Origin of the sequence: Paenibacillus kribbensis (genome assembly GCF_001705305.1) — a bacterium.
GTDB classification, from domain to species: domain Bacteria; phylum Bacillota; class Bacilli; order Paenibacillales; family Paenibacillaceae; genus Paenibacillus; species Paenibacillus kribbensis_B.
On record NZ_MCBP01000007.1, the window covers coordinates 83,120 to 100,338 of the forward strand.

Sequence of the window (17,219 nt, forward strand, 5' to 3'; positions counted from 1 at the left end):
CCATTTCAAAAGGAGGATTCACATGACATTTACAAAGAAAAGAAAACAACGCATGTCCATCCTGATTGCAGTAATGGTCATCATGGCGCTATTGGCCGGATGCGGAGGCGGTAGCGGGAACAGCGCGCAAAAGGCAAACGGAGAGGATGATAAATCCCAAAAAGTCCAGCTGCAATTTTATATGTTGGGTGATGCTCCAAAGGATCTGCCAGCCGTTGAGGCTGAAATCAATAAAATGGCGGAAAAAGATCTGAATGCCACCGTCAAATTTAACTATACGACGTGGACGGACTGGGACCAGAAGTATAAGCTGCTGTTGTCTTCCGGTCAGCCGATTGACCTGATTTTCACTGCAGACTGGACACAGTATCAGGCCTACGCCAAGAAAGGCGCGTTCCTTCCGCTTGATGATTTGCTCCCGAAGGCCGCACCTGCCCTGCAAAAATTTGTACCCCAGGACATGTGGGATGGCGTTAAAATCGGAGGTAAAATTTACACCGTGCCTGGCACATACAAGGAGTATGTAACCAACGGATTTGTATGGCGTGAGGATTTACGCGAGAAGTATAACCTGCCTAAGCCTACGGATATCAAGAGCTACGAGGCTTATATGGATGGTATCCGCCAGCATGAGCCTAATATGAAGCCGGTCTCTCTGAACAGCGATATTAAAGGGAACCTGCATGATCGCTATTCCGAATTGGTAACAAAAAGTGTGGGAGTTCTGCCTTATGGCATCGGTATCAAGTATGAAAAACCAACAGAGGTTTACAAGTATTGGGGATCAGATGAGCAGAAGGAAGAGCTGAATACTTACAAACGCTGGGCTGAAAAAGGATTCATTCCTAAAAATGTACTGAACGTAAAGGATACGCTTCAGGATCAAGTGACTTCCGGTAAAGCTGCGAGTATTTTCGGTGACAATCCTACCCGGTTTAATGATATGGTCATTAAGCTCAAAGCGTCTCACCCGGACTGGAAGCTCGAATATTATCCGTTTCCGCTGACGACGGGTTTTGCAACTCCGGTGCATCCGATTCATAACGGCTTTGCAATTCCAAAAAGCAGCCCTAATCCGGCGCGCGCCTTGGCCTTTTATGAAAAGCTTGTGACGGACAAACGCTATAACCTGCTCACACAATACGGTATTGAAGGCAAGAACTATGAAGTCAAAGATGGTTACTATCAAATGATAGGTAGTGGCAGTACGAACGGTTTTTCACGGGAAGGCATGAACAGCTGGGCTTGGCGTAATCCGGAGTACATGCTGTTTGATTCAGGCTTTGACCGTGTGAAGAAGATTTTCGCTGAGCTGGATAAAATCCAAAAGCCTGATCTGTTTACCGGCTTTGCAGAGGATTATACAACCTATCAAGCTGAAAAAGCAGCCTTGGAGCAGGTTGAGAAGCAATATTTGTATCCGCTCGAAGCTGGATTGATTGACAATGTGGATCAAGGTTTACAGACCTTCCTGCAAAAGGCAAACCAGGCTGGCCTGGAGAAAATCCAGACGGAATACACCAAACAATGGGAAGCCTACGTGAAGGAGAAGGGTATTAAATAGTTTGCAAGCTAAGCGAGATTTCAAAAGTTGTTATGATATAAAGAAGAAAAGCAAGTCTCCAGAAAGTTGGAGGCTTGCTTTTCTAATGTCAGTCTATTTTTTATGGCATTCACGAAGGCTGTGGTGAATAGAAAGTGTTTACTTTGAGAAGTTTGAAGTTGGCAGGAGGTGACCCGCTAAAAGCAGCGGAGAGGGTGGAACGATTGCGTACAAGCGTCAGCGCTCGCCTTTGTCTCCGGATTTATACCGCTAAGGGAAAATCCAAAAATCCGGAGACAACAGCGATGGGAGCAACGTTCCGTTCTCGGAGCGGTCGCATACAGCGCCTAACTATGCCTCGTTTATTGAGCATTCGCTTTAGAACGACGAAAATCTGTTGGCGTTACGCCCAAACTGCGCTTGAACATGCGGTGAAAATAAGAGCTGCTCGCAAATCCGGTTTGCTCTGCCACGTCAGCCACTGACCAGTCGGTCTGCTCCAGCAGCTCACAGGCTTTGCGAATGCGCAGCTGTTGAATGACGTCTACGATGGTGGACATCGTTTGTTGTTTATATAGCCTGCTGACATAGATCGGCGACATATCCAGCTCTTCCGCAATCTGATTGAGACAAAAGTCGGGATCAGCATAAGCTTGCTCAATTCGTTCATTAATTTGTCGTACCAGTCGTTCCTGCTTCGTATTTCGTTTATCCGCCAGACTAGAGCGAACATGATCAAAGACCAATTGGTAATGCTCGATAAGATCCACTGCGGTCTCTAATCGATCCGGGGATGGTAATTCAGGCTTGGATTCCATTGCAAATCCATTGCGCTCGCTCATATGCCGAACGGCATTATTGACACTCATGATGAGTCGGGATATCGCTACCTTAACGGTGGAAAACGGATATTCCTCCATATGCATCAGCAAATCTTTAAACATGCTGTGAGCATCCTTGGTATGACCGGATAGCAGCGTATCGAGCATTTTCTTCTCCTTATCTGCCGGGTATACGTAAGTATTCTGCACATCTTCGTCAGTTGTGTTTTGTGCATTAATAATGCAGCCATGACCACGAAAGAATCGGTGCATGGCCGCTTCCTGTACCTGGCGGTACAGCAAATGCAACCGTTCCGGCTGACTCGTGATGGCGCTATAGGTGAGCGATACACTCAGCTTCAAATATTCAAAGCAGGCTTCGCGTATTTGGCGCAATAAGGTTTCCAGCAGTACCGGGTCTGTATACTCCGCGGGATCAAGAATATTGAGCATCAGCAGGATGCTGTCCTCGTCCATATCAACGGTTTCCACCCGGTACGTCTGCCCGCAAATTTCAGAAGCAATATTCATAATGGCAAATTTATAGGGGAGAAGATCAGGGCCGCGTTCGTTTTGCCATCGGGCATACTCATCGATCCGCAATAGTACAAGACGGTAGTCTTTGTCGAACTGGAATGTAATTCCAAGCTCACGCAACCGTTCTGGCTCTTCTCCGCCAGGGAGCAATTGGATACCCCGAATAATATTCCGCAAAATATTTTGCCGAATCGTGTACATACTGTTGCGTTTCTCCGATTCCAGCGAATTCATATGAATAACAATCTGCCCAATAGGTGTATACAGCTTTTTGGACAGCAGCCACGAAGCCACGAAGCCTGCGAGTGCAATGATGGCGGCTATCAGGAGCATGGCATTACGAATGACACTCGCCATTTTGATAACGCTTTCATACGGAGTGACACTAATATACTGCCAGCCTAGACCATCCGGAGAGGTGTAGGAAATAAGTGATCTTTTACCATGGAAGTCTTCTACAAAGTAGCCTGTTTCCTGCTTTTTGACTCGTGTGTGCAGCCATAGCTGCTCTTGTTCGTTCAAAGCTTCTTCTGTCAGTGTTGTGCCGGACAACAGTCTGCTTTGATCATCCAAAATATAAGCAGTTCCGCCTGAGGCCGGGCTTTCCGCCATTTCCTTGTTCATCCAGGATGCAGACACATTCACAATCACGGCCGAATTCATGGCTTCATTCGAGCTGATTGCGTCATAGCATAAATACGTATAAGCTGCGATATGTGTGCTTGCTTGCTCTGCTCCAGCTACGGAGTCTGAGGCAGACAGCAGCGGATACGTGCGCGGGATCGGTGTGAATGGTTTATAGTCCTGATAATGATCCAATACCCGAATGATATCTGTGTCCACCAGCTCATTTTTGCTGAATAACCCATTTTGGCCTCGTGAGGATGCAATGTAGAAGGTTCTGCTTTTGGGATTATACACATAGATGGACTCAATATACGGCATCGAATTGAGATAATTATTTAATTCACTCATGGCAGCGGTTACATCATATACATTGGGCTTGGGATAATACAGCAGCTTGGACAGGGTACTGCTGCGATACATTTGAAACGCCAGTGATTGAGCAATAGATGTCATGTTAATGACCTCTTTGCTTCTCAATGTCAAGCTGCCATGATTGGCCTCGAACGCCTGCTCCTTTTCCACCCGAATATAGTAGAAATAATATACAGTGGTAGATACCAGCAACGTTAGCGTGATACATAACGTGATGCTGATCAGCAATTTGCTGTGAAGCTTGTGATGCTTTTTGAAATTGCTCATATGGACAGGCCTCCTGTCTGTGTGCACATAGCTGTACAGTACACCCTATTTATGTATTCATTATACGTTTGTTGCTGTGAACAGGACAGTGAACAAACCGATTTTTTGTGAAAAATCATGACTTTTTCGTAAAAAGGCCGGGAACACCTTACGCAGATTGGATTGCGTCGGTTCCCGGCCAGGTTGTCAGTTCAGACGAAAGAAAGCTGACGGTAGTGGAATCAGTTAGGGAATTGCACGTTGCCTTTAACGATATAGGCTCCGCCTGAGCCATTTTCCGCTAGAGCTGGAATGGTATCGTTCAGTACGACACCCCGAATGTCTGTAATCCGGATTTTGAGAGGCTGGTTGCCTAAATTAGTGCCCAAAAAGTGGTTATAGTCCTGTTTTTCAAGATTGAGCCATTGTCCGTTCTGTTGGACCTCCATTTTCAAGACCGGGTATTTATGATTGCGTACTTGAATAGCTGCCCACCATCTGCTGCTGCCTTCTTTAATGCGATAGGAGACATTACCGGTAACCGGAGCCTTGACAACCTTCCATGAAATATTGATTTTTCCATCAATTTGATTGCCGATCTGGTTGAACGCATTTGGAGACAGATCAAGCGCGCCGCTTGGACCTTCAGGATAAAGATCCGTTACATATACGGTTGTTTTCCCTTTGGGGCCTTGAACTTCCAGATAGGCGCCGGCTAATGCGGCCTTGATTCCATTATAATTCAGCTGGGTGGGGTTAAGAGCTGTAATTTTGGCATCTGAAGGAATGGGATCAAGCAGCAATGCCCCTCCCGAATAACCTGATCCTGTATAGGTGGCGTATCCCGTGTATGTATCATTCCAGGCTGCTGAAGCGGGAAGAGCGAACAAAACAAGACTGAGCAGCGATGCCACACCGACAGTTTTAAACTTGCGGAACGCAGATTTTTTTTGCATAATCATTTCCTCCTTGTTCAATTAATAGATTTATATAGTAAATATAAACACTATATTACCTAATATTTCAAATTACACAATAGGCCTTTAAGGCAAAAAAATATATATAAAATATTTGTTAACATGGGCATAGGCCATATGGCGTGTTTTTTGGGAAGCGGGTAAACTGTGCTTTTTTTCGCAGACTGATTATAGAACAGGTGGTAGACTCAGAAAGATGTAGCTTGATAATAGAAGGTAGAGATAACCGGAGAACGATAAGCATAAAGAGGAGGTCTTTGAGTATGGGAACGAATGTCTTTTATGTACCGCCTGTAAACTTAATGGGAAGCGGCTGTCTTGGGGATCTGGGACCGTTATTGCAAGAGAGGGGATTTTTGAAAGCGCTTATCGTGACAGATAAATGGTTGCGCCGAAACGGGATTGCAGATCGAGTAATCGCTGTGCTGGAGCAGCATAGAATTCCATATATGGTGTATGACGGAGTCCAGCCTAACCCTACCTGTGACAATGTTCACGAAGGGGTTAAGGTATTTCAGGATAATAAATGTGATGTTCTCGTCTCGGTGGGAGGCGGATCGCCTCAGGATGTGGCCAAAGCAATAGGCATCATTGTTACAAACGGAGGACATATTTCAGAATATGAAGGCGTTCACAAATCCAAGCAGCCATCCGTTCCGATTGTGGCGGTGAATACAACCGCAGGGACTTCCAGCGAGGTCACGATTAACTATGTCATTACCGATGAGAAGCGCAAGATCAAAATGGTTATGGTTGATAAAAACAGTTTGGCTTCCATCTCTGTCAATGATCCTGAATTAATGGTGGGAAAACCGGCTGAATTAACTGCAGCAACAGGTATGGATGCGCTTACACACGCGATTGAGGCACTGGTTACTCCTGGAGCCTATCCGGTTACGGATGCCACAGCGCTAGCTGCTGTTGAGCTTATATTCCGTTATTTGCCTCTGGCTGTGGAGAACGGTCAAAATATCGAAGCCCGGGAAAAGCTTGTATACGCTGTTTTTCTGGGGGGAATGGCCTTCAATAATGCGGGCTTGGGATATGTACATGCGATGGCCCACCAGCTCGGTGGTGTGTACGATCTTCCGCATGGTGTGTGTAATGCGATGCTGCTGCCCTATGTACAGGAGGCGAATGCACAGCATGTTCCCCGTAAATTCAGACCCATCGCTAAGGCGATCGGATTTTCTATCAAAGGGCGAACTGACGAGGAATGCGCTGAGTTTGTTGTGGATGCCATCCGTAGTTTATCCCAGGAGGTCGGAATCCCGAAACGTTTGTCTGAGCTGGGAGTAACCGATCCGGACCTCAATCTGTTAGCAGAGCATGCGATGAAAGATGCATGTGCACCTGGTAATCCATTTCAACCGACCAAAGAAGAAGTTATTGCTCTGTTTCAAAAAATACTTTAAAGCGTATGTTTGTACTCAAACGCGAATATTTGGACTGGGACTTTTGGACGATATCCTTTAAATAGAATAAGCGAACTATTGTTCTCCTTTTCTTTGTCGTATACAATCGAATCATGCTGATTTAAATGGAGTGTTGTTGAACTCTGTTGTATGCTGCAACGAAAGGATGTTATGCACCATGATGGGAAGAGCCCATTTGATTATTGGAACCGGGGTCTCCCTGTCGGTATTAGCTTTGAGTGGACACGAAGTGACTCCAGCTGCCGTGGCTGCTGCTGTTGTTGGTTCACTGTTGCCGGATATTGACGAACCTAATTCGATGCTCGTGAGTCGTGCATTGCCTACGAAAATGCTTAGACTCGTGCAGCTTCTGATGATTGGGGCTGCCGGCTGGGTATTTTTCACCCGTGTGGCCCCGCCGCCGTGGAATCTTGTTCTGGCTTTGCTGATGATCAGCGCTTCTTTTATGCCTTCACGATCCATGCGCAAGGTCATTATTTTTTTAATTGGTATCGGCTTAGCCTGGTACGGGGAAGCATATGCACCGTGGAATTACATTGCCGGGTGTCTGCTGATTATTTGTACACTTGTCCCGCATCGGGGCTTAACACACACGGTGTACGGAACAGCGGCATGGACTGCGTTGCTGTACGGTACGACCCGTTTGCATGGGGATAGCATATGGCTGGCCGGAGGTATGGCGTACTTGCTGCATTTACTGGCTGATTCCCTGACGAATAACGGTATTAAACCTTTGCCGCCGTTCAAATGGAAGCTGCGGTTTAAGCTCATGAGCACCGGAACCCGCAAGGGGGCCAAGGTAGAGAGCATCTGCATTGCTTTAACGACCGTGCTCGTTATTATTGCTTTGCTTCGCTATAAGCAGCTGATTTGAGACTTCCATTCTGTAACTCTATCAAATCTAAAAAACAGTCAATGCACGTACAACGTGTTTTGACTGTTTTTTAATAGGATGGAACCTCTCTATTACCTCTTACGCGCGCTCAATAATGGTATTCAGCGTGGTACGATCCAGATTTTGTACCAGCTTGACGATCAGCTCTTTGGCTGCATCGTAATCATCGGTGTGAATAATAGAAGAGGAAGTATGGATGTATCGTCCGCAAATGCCAATGACGGTGGAGGGTACGCCAATTCCGCTCAAGTGCACCTGACCTGCATCTGTTCCCCCTGTAGAAATGAAATATTGATATTTGATTTTGTGCGTTTCCGCCATGTCCTGTACATATTCTACGATTCCGCGATGTGTAATCATACCTGGATCAAATACCCGCAGCAGGGCACCTTTGCCAAGCTGACCGTATGTATTCGGATCTCCGCCCATATCGTTGGCAGCACTGCAATCCAGTGCAAAGAAAATGTCCGGCTGAATCAGATGGGCCGCTGTGCGTGCACCGCGCAGCCCCACTTCCTCCTGAACCGTAGCTCCTGCATACAACGTATTGGGGAGTTTGTTCTTTTCCTTATGTAATGCCTCCAGCAGTTCAATCGCCAAGCCCACGCCATAGCGGTTATCCCATGCTTTAGCCATGATTTTTTTGGGATTCGCGAGTGGCGTGAATTCACAGATCGGTGCAATGGCCGTTCCAGGTACGATCCCTAGATTTTGCGCTTCCTGACGGCTGTCTACTCCGATATCCAGATACATATGCTTGATGTCCATAGGCTTGCTGCGTTGAGATTCATCCAGCAAATGGGGCGAGACGGAGCCGACTACACCGATCACCGGTCCGTTTGGAGTTAGCACCTGAAGACGTTGTGACATGATGGCCTGACTCCACCAGCCTCCAACCGGCTGAAAACGAATCATTCCATTTTCCGTAATCCCGTTCACGATAAATCCGACCTCATCCAGATGGCCTGCCACCATCACACGTGGTCCGCTCTCTTCACCGCGCAAAACGCCAAAAAGACTGCCCAACCGATCTTGCACGATTTCGTCCGTATAATCGGATATCCGCTCTTTAACCCATGCCCGCAGCTCTCGCTCATGACCTGGAATGGAAGGAAACTCCGTTAAAGTTTTAAACAATTCCAATGTTTTTGATTCCATGTTGCATACCTCACTCCTTATTAATTAACCAGTGGTCGCATGTAATCAGTATGAATGCATTTGTACGGAATGTCCACGATATCATTTTCCTGACATAACAATTCCCCATAAAGCTAATAATGATAAGGACTCAACAATCAGAACCGCCAAGTGCGGAATTTACGGTAAAAGGGGTGGTGAATGATGCCAGCTAAATCAGGGCAACGCGGTTTTCGTACCAATACGTCCCCGCTGTCCATAAATGAGAAGGACTATCAGAGTGTTTCACAAAAGCATGAACCTTCCAGAAAGGTATTTGCCAATTGTGTGCGCGCTTTTCTGGTTGGGGGCGTCATCTGTGTGATTGGGCAGGCGATTCAAGAGGCTTTTATGGCAGGTATGCACCTTTCTGCCAAAGATGCTGCTGCGCCGACTTCATCCATGATGATCTTGCTATCAGTCATATTAACCTGCATCGGGGTTTACGATAAGATTGCCCAATGGGCGGGAGCGGGAACCGCTGTCCCCATTACAGGCTTTGCTAACTCGATGTGTTCAGCGGCATTGGAATATCGTTCCGAAGGACTGGTGCTCGGAGTGGGCGCAAATATGTTTAAGCTTGCAGGCTCGGTTGTCGTATTCGGGGTTGTGGCCGCATTTGTCGTGGGTGTTATATATGCCATCCTCGGTTTGGGGGGCCATCACTAATGAAAAGACAGGGAGGACAAACCTGGAAGTTTGAGTCGAGACCGCGCATCATTGGGAGTGCAACCGTTGTAGGCCCGGATGAAGGTGAGGGGCCGTTGTCCACAGATTTTGATTATATTTATGACAATATCGAAATTAACGAGAAAACATGGGAAAAAGCGGAACGCAGATTAATTGAGCATTCTACTGAGCTGGCGCTAATAAATGCCAATCTAAACAAAGAGGAAGTGCAGTTTTTTATCAGTGGTGATCTGATGAATCAGATTATCAGCAGTTCCTTTGCTGCCAGCAAGCTGGCCATTCCTTATTTGGGTGTTTTTGGAGCCTGCTCAACCTCGATGGAAAGCTTGGCCTTGGCCGCGCTTATTGTGGATTCAGAGGCGGGCGACTACGTGTTGGCGGGTACGACCAGTCATAACTGTACGGCGGAGAAGCAGTTCCGTTATCCTAACGAATATGGATCACAGAAGCCGCCATCGGCTCAATATACTGTTACAGGCTCAGGCGCTGTAGTGGTGGGTCATGCCAAGACAGGCACAGTGGTGGATTGCGCTACCATTGGGCGTGTTATGGATATGGGTATCAAAGACCCTTTTAACATGGGCGGAGCTATGGCTCCGGCAGCGGCGGATACCCTGTTGTCTCATTTTCGGGATACAGGCCGGGACCCTGGTTATTATGATCTCATTGTAACGGGGGATTTGGCTTCGGTAGGACTACCGATTACCAAGGAGCTGCTAAAAAAAGACGGGTACGATATGAATCAGACGGAATTTAATGATTGCGGTTTACTGATTTACGATATCAATAAGCAAAAGAAAGTCATTGCAGGCGGCAGTGGTTGCGGATGCTCGGCTGTGGTAACCTACGGGCATCTGTTAAAGCGGATTGAAAAGGGAGAACTGAAAAAGGTACTGGTTGTGGCAACCGGGGCTTTGCTATCTCCTTTGTCCACACAACAGGGAGAAAGCATTCCCTGCATTGCACATGCTGTGGCTTTCGAAGCGGGAGGACAAGTATGATATATCTATGGGCTTTTTTAGTTGGCGGTGCCATTTGTGTCGTAGGCCAGTTAATGATGGATTGGCTTAAAATGACACCGGCACATACGATGAGTACGTTGGTGGTAGCAGGTGCCATTGCAGATGGCATCGGGATCTACGATCCGCTTATCAAATTTGCAGGAGCAGGTGCGACGATTCCAATTACCAGTTTTGGCAACTCACTCGTACACGGCGCCTTAACCGAATTGGAGAAGGACGGATGGCTTGGTGTCATTACAGGGATTTTTAGTGTGACTAGTGCAGGGATTTCCTCGGCGATAATTTTCTCTTTTCTGGCATGCTTGTTTGTTCGTCCAAAGGGAAGTATATAATTTAAATATGACATAAGTGAAGTGAATAAGTATATACGTGAGCCCTTCGGTCTGATGACCGGAGGGCTTTTGATATGCTGTACACACGGCATGATGCGAAGGAAGGATGCATTTTGAAGAATATGGGAAAGGGGTTAAGTGTACTCTGTGCCCGCCTTCATGTACAATAATAGGAAACATGTTGCTATCTAGGAGGTTTACTGAGTTATGCCCGTACGTCAAGAATCTGCGCAGATTGTATCTGCAATCCGTTCGAATCTAGAATCATGTATATTAGGAAAATCCTTTGAAATAAAATTACTGCTTACGGCTATGCTGGCAGGTGGGCACATTCTGATCGAGGACGTTCCGGGTACGGGAAAAACGCAAATGATCAAGGCTCTTGCTAAATCCATGCGCGGTGATTACCGCCGTGTCCAATGTAATCCTGATATTCTCCCAAGTGATATTACGGGGGTTTCCATATTTCATCCACGGGATGAACGTTTTTATTTTCGTCCGGGTCCTGTGATGACAAACATTTTGCTGGCGGACGAAATTAACCGCGCCACGACGAAAACTCAATCGGCTCTGCTGGAAGTGATGGAAGAGCGCAGTGTGACGGTGGATGGGGAAACGCATATGTTGCCTCATCCTTTTATGCTGTGTGCGACACAAAATCCGATTGATTTTGAAGGTACTTATATGCTGCCGGAAGCGCAGCTGGATCGATTTATGCTCAAAATCAGTCTGGGCTATCCTGACATGGAGACAGAGCGGAGCATGCTGCTTCATCATCAGGTGGGGCAGCCGGCAGACCGTTTGGAGGCTGTAGCCCATATGGAACAGATTGCTGCGATCCAGCAGGAAATCCGAGAAATCTATATGGACGAGGCAGTGACGTCCTACTTACTTGATATTGTGCGTGCGACGAGAGAACATCCATCGGTGCTGCTGGGAGCCAGCCCACGGGCAGCGCTTGCTTTTGTAATGGCCTCCAAGGCGTACGCTTTTTTGAACAACCGTGATTATGTGCTGCCTGATGATGTGAAGGTGCTGGCACCCTATGTGCTGACGCACCGGTTGTTGCTTCGTCCCGAGGCGCGTCTGGATAGCTCGAACGCCCAGTCCGTGCTTCAGGCTGTTCTCCGGCAGGTTCATGTACCTGTACGGATGGAGCGTTCTTAGGGAATGAATATGGTCAAAAGAAAACGCAGGGTTCCCCGTCTGTCCGGCCGCATCTGGCTTCTGATGGTCATATGGTTGGTGTGCCTGCTGTATTTGTTGTTTCAGGGCGGCAAGACGTCAGTGATGCTGTTGTGTATGGTTACGCTGATGGGTGTTTATTTATGGATCGTTGGTCTGAGCGGGGTCCGTCGTGTTCAAGGCTCACGGCATCTGTCGCATGGCTCGGAGTTTGGCGAGCTGCTGCATGCGGGAGATCAGGTGCATGTTAAGCTGGATCTGCGTATCCCTGGCTTTCTTCCGTTGCCGTATATCATTGTCCGTGAGGTTCTCAAGCGACATACAGGCGAGTCCTGGTCGTTTGAGGACAGCGTCATTCCCAGTCTGAAGGGGAGCGGGCAGCTTACATTCCAGACTCCTGCTTTAGAGCGGGGCAGCTATCATTTTGAGGAAACCGAATGTGTCAGTGAGGACATCTTCGGCCTGTTAGAGCACAAAGGCAGGTTGAACGCACGCGGTGAATTTCGGGTACTGCCCCGAACGGTATTCATCCCGTATTGGCAGGTGAATGACCGTCGCTCAAGGATGTCCGGGCCGCAAACGGTTCAAACTCGAACACGGCGTGAAACGACGCAAATTAACGGTGTGCGAGACTATGTATATGGAGACCGATTTTCACGTATCCACTGGAATGCGACTGCTCGTACAGGTAGCTGGAAATCCAAGGAATTTGAGCATGAAACGGTTCCCAAAACCATGCTTGTACTGGACCTGCAAACGAAGCATTACATAAACGCTGACCAGTTCGAACTGGCTGTGTCCTCTACCGCTTCATTGCTGGAATATGGCGGACGGGAGCGAATGGGGGTCGGCCTGTGCACGGCCGGAGAGAAAGGCACTGTTTTTCAACCCAGTGAGCAGATGATGGAACGACAACGGATGATGCATCATTTGGTAGACATACACATGACTTCACAAGCCAGCTTGATGGCTGCTGTGGAGAGCAGTGTTCGTCAATTTCCACAAGGCTGCTATTTTGTGCTGGTCAGTCCGTTGAAGGATCAGCAGGCGCTGGAACTTCTTCGCTGGGCTGATACCCGGGGGATGACTCCATGCCACGTCCGAATTGGAGGAGGCTCCGCTGAGGTAAAAGCTGAAGAATGGTTAAGCATGCTTCGTACAAGGGGAATACAAGGCTATCATATTCCGAGCCTTGAAGAGCTCCCGGCTGTAATGGGAGGAGGGACACTATGAAGAGCTGGTTACAATCGTTGAAGGGTTCGTGGGCGCTGGCCTTTACCTTTTTGTGGATTATTATTATTGCCATGCAATGGGTGTCCTTTGCTTCCGAATTGTGGATGGAGGAGACAAGAACACTTGTATTAATGACCATTACGATGCTGGCTCTGGTGAAAATTTTATTGCCATTTCGACCATGGATTGAATTTATCATTAAGGCGGCGACGCTCTTTTTTATCTTGTATCGGACACTCGTGGCCTACTCAATCATCATCCCTTTCGGGGGTGCAGCCAACCGCTTGGATCAATTCATATCGAATATGTCCCCTTATATTTGGTTTTCTCTGATTGCTTGGCTAATCATTGAAATGGTGCCGCTCATTGTTACGACCAAGCAAAGAATTATCGTATTTGTAGGTCTCAATATTGCTGCGCTGGCGGTGCTTGATTCATTCACGCCAACGGTGCTCTGGGAGGAAATAGCGTGGATTGTCTTTGCCGGTATGGGCTGGCTGGTGACGCAGCATTTGCAGTATTTTCGCCAGCATTATCCACAAGGCTGGAAACATATTCGCCGCTATCCGTATAAAATCGCAGCCAATATTGCGGTTATTTTCGCGCTGATTATCATGGTTGGCGTGAATATGCCAGAGGTACAGCCCGCCTTGACAGACCCCTATACGGCGTGGACTCAGCGGAATAGCTCTACTACTGTCGGGACCAACAATGGACCTGGGGCGATGAATCAGCGGATGAGCACTGCGTCGGGCTATAGTCGCCAGGATAATCGTTTGGGTGGAGGTTTTAATTTTGATTATTCTCCTGTTATGACCATTACGACCAATCAGCGAAGCTATTGGCGGGGGGAGTCGAAACGGATCTATTCGGGTACAGGCTGGAGTGATGCCGGCAACGATGATCAAACACTAAATGATGTGTCCATGACCGCAGAACTGGAAAATACACAGGAAACGCGGCATTCGACCGAACAGGTCGTTCAAACGATTACGATGCAAAATGATCAGAGTTATCCGGTTCTGTTTGGCGCCTATTCGATACATCGTGTTCAATCTGTGGACAGAGATTCTCGGGCCAATGGGTTACGTTGGAATCCGGAACAGGCAGAACTGTTTTGGAGCGCAGGCTCCCGAAGAACTGCTTATCCCAAAACGTATACTCTGGTATCACATGTGCCTGTAATTTCCGAGAAGACGCTGCGTACAAAAACCTTTAGTGATCTATATGGGGCAAACAAACAGGAAGCTTACTTGCAAATTCCAGATGAATTGCCGCAGCGAGTGCGCGATTTGGCTAGAAACATAACGTCAACAGCCAAAACGCCGTATGAAAAGGTCGGACTGCTACAGAAGTATTTACAGCAAAATTATGTATATACCAATAATCCGGACCTCTCACGAAAAAGAAGCAAGGATTTTGTAGATGCTTTTCTGTTTGAAATCCGAGAGGGCTATTGCGATTATTACTCGACTTCGCTAGTCATGATGGCTCGTTCGATTGGGGTTCCGGCCCGTTGGGTCAAAGGATATGCGCCTGGTCAGCAGACGTTTTCAGATGAAGCAACAACGGACGATGCTGGTGAAAATATGTCCTCTTACTCTGTAACAAATGCAGATGCCCATTCCTGGGCGGAAGTATATTTGGGTGAATACGGCTGGGTTCCTGTAGAAGCTACGCCGGGCTTTGATATGCCGTTGCTTACCGAACAGGAGGATACAAAGACGCCTGATGCTCCCGAGGTGAAGGATCAGCCTGAACCGGAACAGCCTGGACAGGCTCCTCAGGTTAATCCAGAGGAAGGGTTAAAGATTCATCCGGCCTTTATAGTTGTGGCGGCTGCGATCCTTGTGCTGTGGGCTGCATATATTGTCTGGCGTAATCGCGCGGATATCCACTTTTACCTGCTGCACTTGCGCAGAGGGAAGCCGCTGACCCCAGATGAAAAGGTAATTGTCGAAACAGAGCACTGGTTAGGGTACATGCGAAGAAAGGGATTTGGGCGTGCCAGTCACGAGACGCTGCGAGAATCGGTTGGCAGATGGTCGATAGAAGCACCGGAACGTGCTGCCATTTTACAACAGCTGCTCAGACGGTTTGAGCAAGCGCGTTATAGTCCATCTTCAGTAACCGTGGAGGATTGGCGCCAGGTTCGAAAGCAGGTTTCCCTGTTGCATAAGGAAGGACGGGCAAGACGATGGGCTGGACGAAAAGCTGCGCCAGGTCAGAAAGATAAAGTGTAGTCATTTTCTCCAGGCTCAAATGCCGCCGATTTTATAATCTTTATCTATAGGCTGGGTAAAAAAGCTGTCCGTTTGTTGCGGATAGCTTTTTACTAAGCCATAGTAATATGGTATAGTTTGTCGTATGAAACTGAGGTGACCGACGTTGTTTGAAATGCTCATGCCCAAATTACGGGTGAATACCGTCTTTGATATTGATCTTGAAGGCTTGTATGCTCAAGGATATCGCGGCATTATTACGGATCTGGATAACACGCTGGTCGGCGCAAAAGCGCCGAATGCGACTCCCGAGCTGGTGGCCTGGTTCGAAAAGGTCAAACAGACGGGTTTTAAGCTTGTCATCGTGTCCAATAACAATATGAACCGTGTATCTATGTTTGCTACACCTTTGGACATTGAATTTATACATGCTGCACGGAAACCCTCCAACTCGTCCTTTCGCAGAGCCATTCGTATGATGGGGCTTACTCCGGAAGAGACTATGATGGTCGGGGACCAAATGTTGACGGACGTATTAGGTGGCAACCGACTGGGATTGCATACGGTGTTGGTATTGCCAATATCCATCCATGATGAAGGAGTCATGACCCGCTTTAATCGGCGGTTGGAGCGAATCGCGCTCACAAGGTTACGTAAGAAAGGCTTATGGCTTGAGGAGGAAAAGAAGAATGACTGAAAGACCTGACGGCGGAACTGCCGTCAAATGTAGCGGCTGCGGTATCACAATGCAGACTACTAGCCCGGAACTCCCGGGATATATCCCGGAAAAATTGCTTACATGGGAGCCTGTCATCTGTCAGCGCTGCTTCCGGATCAAAAATTATAATGAAACGTCTTCGGTGGCAGTGGACCAGGACGAGTTCTTAAAGCTGCTCAGTCAGATTGGGGACAAGGACGCGCTCGTCATCCACATTGTAGACATCTTTGATTTCGAAGGCAGCTTGATTTCCGGCCTGCAACGTTTTGTAGGCTCCAATCCGGTTATACTGGCTGTCAACAAGACCGATTTGCTGCCTAAGGTAACGAATTGGAACAAGGTTCGTAACTGGGTACAAAAGCAAGCGAAGGAGCAAGGACTGCGTACGGCAGATATTGTACTGTGTTCGGCTAAGAAAAATCAGGGCTTTGACCGTTTGCTGGATGTGGTATCCGAACTGCGTGGCAACCGAGACGTATATGTGGTCGGTGCGACAAATGTGGGTAAATCCACTCTCATTAACCGCTTGATTCGTGATTATAGCGATATGGAACAGGAGCTTACAACGTCCCGTTACCCGGGAACCACACTCGATATGGTGAATATTCCACTCGATGACGGCAAGCATATTATTGATACTCCAGGGATTGTGTATCCTTGGCGGTTCAGTGAAATCGTCTCCCGTCAGGATTTGAGCGCCATTATGCCGGACAAGCCACTGAAGCCTGCTGCTTATCAACTGGATTCCGGGCAGACCTTGTTTTTCGGCGGTATGGGCCGATTTGATTTTATAGAAGGTCAGCATCAATCCTTTACCTGCTACATTAACGGTGGACTAAAAATACATCGCACGAAGCTGGAGCGGGCAGATCAACTGTTCGCTGATCATGCCGGGGAATTGCTCTCTCCGCCAACGCGCGATCAATTGGCAGAAATGCCGGAATGGACGAGACATGAGTTCCGTGTTCCCCGTAAAGCTCCATCGGACATCTATATTTCCGGTCTGGGATGGATCAGGGTGAATAGCGAGAGCGGAGCTCTGGTAGCGGTTCATGTCCCTCGGGGAATCCGTGTCCTTTTGCGGCCTGCGTTGATTTAACGGATGTTGTAAGCCATGTTATAGGGCGGCAAGGAACATGTTCAGGTTCCTGCCGCCATTCATGTATTTGTGCAGCCTAATATTTTGC

General features: G+C 47.8%; 14 protein-coding genes. 11 read left to right on the top strand and 3 right to left on the bottom strand.

Annotated features, from left to right (window positions below; all coding sequences use genetic code 11):
• Positions 1–22 precede the first annotated feature (22 nt).
• Complete coding sequence (locus BAZ21_RS14425) at positions 23–1,564, top strand: extracellular solute-binding protein (RefSeq protein WP_068501880.1); 1,542 nt, start codon at positions 23–25, stop codon at positions 1,562–1,564.
• 341 nt (positions 1,565–1,905) lie between these two features.
• Here the strand turns inward: BAZ21_RS14425 and BAZ21_RS14430 are convergent, their stop codons facing one another.
• On the bottom strand, positions 1,906–4,167 hold the full coding sequence (locus tag BAZ21_RS14430; RefSeq protein ID WP_068501883.1) for an AraC family transcriptional regulator: 2,262 nt from the start codon (positions 4,165–4,167) through the stop codon (positions 1,906–1,908).
• A 221-nt stretch (positions 4,168–4,388) separates the two neighbouring features.
• Entirely contained in the window at positions 4,389–5,102 is a 714-nt protein-coding gene (locus BAZ21_RS14435) for an expansin EXLX1 family cellulose-binding protein (RefSeq protein WP_068501886.1), read from the bottom strand.
• 284 nt (positions 5,103–5,386) lie between these two features.
• Here BAZ21_RS14435 and BAZ21_RS14440 point away from each other — a divergent pair, with 284 nt between their 5' ends.
• Both BAZ21_RS14440 and BAZ21_RS14445 read left to right on the top strand, forming a co-directional pair.
• Entirely contained in the window at positions 5,387–6,538 is a 1,152-nt protein-coding gene (locus BAZ21_RS14440; protein ID WP_068501889.1) for an iron-containing alcohol dehydrogenase, read from the top strand.
• Positions 6,539–6,716: 178 nt separating this feature from the next.
• Positions 6,717–7,433, top strand: coding sequence for a metal-dependent hydrolase (locus BAZ21_RS14445; RefSeq protein ID WP_068501892.1), 717 nt, complete (start codon positions 6,717–6,719; stop codon positions 7,431–7,433).
• A 99-nt stretch (positions 7,434–7,532) separates the two neighbouring features.
• Here the strand turns inward: BAZ21_RS14445 and BAZ21_RS14450 are convergent, their stop codons facing one another.
• Positions 7,533–8,612 carry a M42 family metallopeptidase gene (locus BAZ21_RS14450; protein ID WP_068501895.1) on the bottom strand — a complete coding sequence of 360 codons (1,080 nt, stop codon included), beginning with the start codon at positions 8,610–8,612 and terminating at the stop codon, positions 7,533–7,535.
• Positions 8,613–8,795: 183 nt separating this feature from the next.
• Here BAZ21_RS14450 and spoVAC point away from each other — a divergent pair, with 183 nt between their 5' ends.
• The 8 genes from spoVAC to yqeH all read left to right on the top strand — a co-directional run bounded on the left by spoVAC (position 8,796) and on the right by yqeH (position 17,131).
• Entirely contained in the window at positions 8,796–9,299 is a 504-nt protein-coding gene (spoVAC, locus tag BAZ21_RS14455; protein WP_068501898.1) for a stage V sporulation protein AC, read from the top strand.
• Positions 9,299–10,321 (top strand): stage V sporulation protein AD, encoded by a 1,023-nt coding sequence (gene spoVAD / locus BAZ21_RS14460; protein WP_068501901.1) that lies wholly within the window; start codon positions 9,299–9,301, stop codon positions 10,319–10,321. Before spoVAC ends, spoVAD begins: the two co-directional genes overlap by 1 nt.
• Positions 10,318–10,674 carry a stage V sporulation protein AE gene (gene spoVAE / locus BAZ21_RS14465; protein ID WP_068501902.1) on the top strand — a complete coding sequence of 119 codons (357 nt, stop codon included), beginning with the start codon at positions 10,318–10,320 and terminating at the stop codon, positions 10,672–10,674. The genes spoVAD and spoVAE overlap by 4 nt, the downstream gene beginning before the upstream one ends.
• Before the next feature lie 207 nt (positions 10,675–10,881).
• Positions 10,882–11,841 carry an AAA family ATPase gene (locus BAZ21_RS14470; RefSeq protein WP_068501905.1) on the top strand — a complete coding sequence of 320 codons (960 nt, stop codon included), beginning with the start codon at positions 10,882–10,884 and terminating at the stop codon, positions 11,839–11,841.
• A gap of 3 nt (positions 11,842–11,844) precedes the next feature.
• Positions 11,845–13,092, top strand: a complete 1,248-nt coding sequence (locus BAZ21_RS14475) for a DUF58 domain-containing protein (protein ID WP_068501908.1) — start codon at positions 11,845–11,847, stop codon at positions 13,090–13,092.
• Complete coding sequence (locus tag BAZ21_RS14480; protein ID WP_068501911.1) at positions 13,089–15,335, top strand: DUF4129 domain-containing transglutaminase family protein; 2,247 nt, start codon at positions 13,089–13,091, stop codon at positions 15,333–15,335. The genes BAZ21_RS14475 and BAZ21_RS14480 overlap by 4 nt, the downstream gene beginning before the upstream one ends.
• 145 nt (positions 15,336–15,480) lie before the next feature.
• Positions 15,481–16,011, top strand: coding sequence for a YqeG family HAD IIIA-type phosphatase (locus tag BAZ21_RS14485; RefSeq protein WP_068501914.1), 531 nt, complete (start codon positions 15,481–15,483; stop codon positions 16,009–16,011).
• Complete coding sequence (yqeH, locus tag BAZ21_RS14490; protein WP_068501916.1) at positions 16,004–17,131, top strand: ribosome biogenesis GTPase YqeH; 1,128 nt, start codon at positions 16,004–16,006, stop codon at positions 17,129–17,131. The genes BAZ21_RS14485 and yqeH overlap by 8 nt, the downstream gene beginning before the upstream one ends.
• Positions 17,132–17,219: the final 88 nt, after the last annotated feature.

What these genes read in the sequence shown, in the direction of transcription:
- spoVAC (WP_068501898.1), top strand. Translation starts at nt 8,796, where the DNA reads ATGCCAGCTAAATCAGGGCAACGCGGTTTTCGTACCAATACGTCCCCG.
- spoVAD (WP_068501901.1), top strand. Translation starts at nt 9,299, where the DNA reads ATGAAAAGACAGGGAGGACAAACCTGGAAGTTTGAGTCGAGACCGCGC.
- BAZ21_RS14470 (WP_068501905.1), top strand. Translation starts at nt 10,882, where the DNA reads ATGCCCGTACGTCAAGAATCTGCGCAGATTGTATCTGCAATCCGTTCG.
- yqeH (WP_068501916.1), top strand. Translation starts at nt 16,004, where the DNA reads ATGACTGAAAGACCTGACGGCGGAACTGCCGTCAAATGTAGCGGCTGC.
- BAZ21_RS14445 (WP_068501892.1), top strand. Translation starts at nt 6,717, where the DNA reads ATGATGGGAAGAGCCCATTTGATTATTGGAACCGGGGTCTCCCTGTCG.
- BAZ21_RS14425 (WP_068501880.1), top strand. Translation starts at nt 23, where the DNA reads ATGACATTTACAAAGAAAAGAAAACAACGCATGTCCATCCTGATTGCA.
- spoVAE (WP_068501902.1), top strand. Translation starts at nt 10,318, where the DNA reads ATGATATATCTATGGGCTTTTTTAGTTGGCGGTGCCATTTGTGTCGTA.
- BAZ21_RS14440 (WP_068501889.1), top strand. Translation starts at nt 5,387, where the DNA reads ATGGGAACGAATGTCTTTTATGTACCGCCTGTAAACTTAATGGGAAGC.
- BAZ21_RS14475 (WP_068501908.1), top strand. Translation starts at nt 11,845, where the DNA reads ATGAATATGGTCAAAAGAAAACGCAGGGTTCCCCGTCTGTCCGGCCGC.
- BAZ21_RS14480 (WP_068501911.1), top strand. Translation starts at nt 13,089, where the DNA reads ATGAAGAGCTGGTTACAATCGTTGAAGGGTTCGTGGGCGCTGGCCTTT.
- BAZ21_RS14435 (WP_068501886.1), bottom strand. Translation starts at nt 5,102, where the DNA reads ATGCAAAAAAAATCTGCGTTCCGCAAGTTTAAAACTGTCGGTGTGGCA.
- BAZ21_RS14450 (WP_068501895.1), bottom strand. Translation starts at nt 8,612, where the DNA reads ATGGAATCAAAAACATTGGAATTGTTTAAAACTTTAACGGAGTTTCCT.
- BAZ21_RS14430 (WP_068501883.1), bottom strand. Translation starts at nt 4,167, where the DNA reads ATGAGCAATTTCAAAAAGCATCACAAGCTTCACAGCAAATTGCTGATC.